2 tRNA genes and 2 rRNA genes are annotated in these 3,156 nt (G+C 57.5%); all 4 read right to left on the bottom strand.

Features of this window, described 5'->3' with window-relative positions:
- A 23S ribosomal RNA gene (locus B5F25_RS20695) occupies positions 1-2,318 on the bottom strand; the annotation flags it as partial.
- An 84-nt stretch (positions 2,319-2,402) separates the two neighbouring features.
- Positions 2,403-2,476, bottom strand: a tRNA-Ala gene (locus B5F25_RS20700).
- 7 nt (positions 2,477-2,483) lie between these two features.
- Positions 2,484-2,557, bottom strand: a tRNA-Ile gene (locus B5F25_RS20705).
- Positions 2,558-2,665: 108 nt separating this feature from the next.
- Positions 2,666-3,156 (bottom strand): 16S ribosomal RNA (locus B5F25_RS20710); the annotation flags it as partial.

The following is a 3,156-nucleotide window of genomic DNA, read 5'->3' on the forward strand; positions in this document are numbered from 1 at the left end:
AGGACGGTTACCGATCGTCCTGAGGGCACCTTTAGGAGCCTCCGTTACGCTTTTGGAGGCGACCACCCCAGTCAAACTGCCCGCCAAGCAATGTCCCCGCACTGCGGGTTAGAATCCAGACAAACGAAGGGCCGTATTTCAACGGCGGCTCCACCGGGACTGGCGTCCCGGATTCATAGCCTCCGGCCTATCCTACACATCGCGTGCCCGGATCCAATGCTAAGATGCAGTAAAGGTTCACGGGGTCTTTTCGTCCCATCGCGGGTAATCGGCATCTTCACCGATACTACAATTTCACTGGGCTCACGGTTGAGACAGCGTCCAGATCATTACACCATTCGTGCAGGTCGGAACTTACCCGACAAGGAATTTCGCTACCTTAGGACCGTTATAGTTACGGCCGCCGTTTACCGGGGCTTCAATTCAATGCTTCCCTTGCGGTGACATCTCCTCTTAACCTTCCGGCACCGGGCAGGTGTCAGGCTGTATACGTCTACTTTCGTATTGGCACAGCCCTGTGTTTTTGGTAAACAGTTGCCTGGACCGATTCGCTGCGCCCTCTCTTGCGAGGAGGGACCCTTTATCCCGAAGTTACAGGGTCAGTTTGCCTAGTTCCTTAACCGTGATTCACCCAAGCGCCTCAGTATATTCAACCCGACCACGTGTGTCCGTTTACGGTACGGGTGCCACCCGGCTGATGTTTAGCGGGTTTTCTTGGCGGCATGGTTACCTGCGCTGTTGCCTTGCCCTGAAAGGGCGCGGCATACTTTCAGGTTCGGATCCTGCCGTGGATTTGCCGGCGGCAGTCTGCTCCTACACCCTTCAACCGGCTGTTCCGTCAGCCGGCGGCAGTGTCACATCCGCGTCACCGCGTCACACCGGGCGGCAGTACCGGAATATTAACCGGTTCTGCCATCGGCCTCGCCTGGCGGCTGAGCCTTAGGGCCCGACTTACCCTGATCCGATTAGCGTTGATCAGGAAACCTTGGTCTTTCGGCGAGGGGGTTTCACGCCCCCTTTATCGTTACTTATACCTACATTTGCTTTTCCATATGCTCCAGCGGACCTCGCGGGCCGCCTTCCGCGCCAAATGGAATGCTCCCCTACCGATACTGTTCGTATCCCGCGTCTTCGGCAGGCGCCTTATACCCGATTATTATCCATGCCGGCTACCTCGACTAGTGAGCTGTTACGCACTCTTTAAATGAATGGCTGCTTCCAAGCCAACATCCTAGCTGTCTCGGGGAACCGACCTCGTTAGAATAACTCAGGCGCCATTTCGGGGCCTTAGACGGCGGTCAGGATTCTTCTCCTCTCGGGCGCGGACCTTAGCACCCGCGCCCTCACTCCCGCCTAATTCCGGCAAGCATTCGGAGTTTGTCAGGACTTGACAGGCGGTGAAGCCCTCGCATCCTATCAGTCGCTCTACCTCATGCCGGATCATACGACGAGGCTGCACCTAAATGCATTTCGGGGAGTACGAGCTATCTCCGAGTTTGATTGGCCTTTCACTCCTACCCTCACCTCATCCAGAAGCTTTTCAACGCTTATTGGTGCGGACCTCCATCCGGTGTTACCCGGACTTCATCCTGGACAAGGGTAGATCACTCGGTTTCGCGTCTGCCGCATCCGACTGCGCGCCCTATTCAGACTCGCTTTCGCTCCGGCTGCGCGGATCATGCCGCTTAACCTCGCCGGACACGGCAACTCGTAGGTTCATTATGCAAAAGGCACGCCGTCACACTTGCGTGCTCCGACCGCTTGTAGGCGCATGGTTTCAGGGGCTCTTTCACTCTCCTGTCCGGAGTTCTTTTCACCTTTCCCTCACGGTACTGGTACACTATCGGTCTCCCGGGAGTATTTAGCCTTGCCGGATGGTCCCGGCTGATTCACGCTGGATTCCTCGTGTCCCGCGCTACTCAGGATACCGCTATGGCCCATACCCGCTGCGTGTACGCAGCTGTCATGCCCTACGGCCCCACTTTCCAGAGGGTTCCACTCGCGGGCATGGACCAACGGCGCGGTCCTACAACCCCGCCCGTGCCGTAACACGGACGGTTTGGGCTCCTCCCCGGTCGCTCGCCACTACTGGGGGAATCATTGTTATTTTCTTTTCCTGCGGGTACTAAGATGTTTCAGTTCCCCGCGTTGGCCTCCGCCACTGGCGGATGTCACCCCTTCAAGGTGACGGGTTGTCCCATTCGGACACCCGCGGATCAAAGGCCACTTGCGCCTCCCCGCGGATTTTCGCAGCTTGTCACGTCCTTCATCGCCTCCGGGAGCCTAGGCATCCACCATGCGCCCTTTTCTACTTTCGCGCACCCCCGCGGCACTACGCTGCGGGAGGCTTATGCTTTGTTTCATTGGTTGCTTGTCACATCATGTCACAGATCTCCTTCGTGTGGAGAATAACGGATTCGAACCGTTGACCCCCTGCTTGCAAAGCAGGTGCTCTAGCCAGCTGAGCTAATCCCCCAAGACCGTAGTCCCAGGCAGAGTTGAACTGCCGACCTCCACATTATCAGTGTGGCGCTCTGACCAACTGAGCTATAGGACTGGCATCTTCAAGCCCTGTGCGATTCAACGCCCAAAGAGTCGGATATGTCAGGTACAGGAAACGGAACTGAAAGGAACCACGCAAAAAACATGAGACCGGACGCTCCAGAAAGGAGGTGTTCCAGCCGCACCTTCCGGTACGGCTACCTTGTTACGACTTAGCCCCAATCACCGGTTTTACCCTAGGGCGCCCCTTGCGGTTACGCACTTCAGGTACCCCCGGCTTTCATGGCTTGACGGGCGGTGTGTACAAGGCCCGGGAACGTATTCACCGCGCCATGGCTGATGCGCGATTACTAGCGAATCCAGCTTCGTGGAGCCGGGTTGCAGGCTCCAGTCCGAACTGGGAGGGGATTTCGGGATTCGCGCGCCGTCGCCGGCTGGCAGCCCTCTGTACCCCCCATTGTAACACGTGTGTAGCCCCGGACGTAAGGGCCGTGCTGATTTGACGTCATCCCCACCTTCCTCGCATCTTACGATGGCAGTACCGGCAGAGTACCCAGCATCACCTGATGGCAACTGCCGGAAGGGGTTGCGCTCGTTATGGCACTTAAGCCGACACCTCACGGCACGAGCTGACGACAACCATGCAGCACCTCC

The sequence above is a fragment of the Bacteroides sp. An19 genome, assembly GCF_002160215.1.
In the GTDB taxonomy this organism is placed as follows: Bacteria; Bacteroidota; Bacteroidia; order Bacteroidales; family Bacteroidaceae; genus Phocaeicola; species Phocaeicola intestinalis.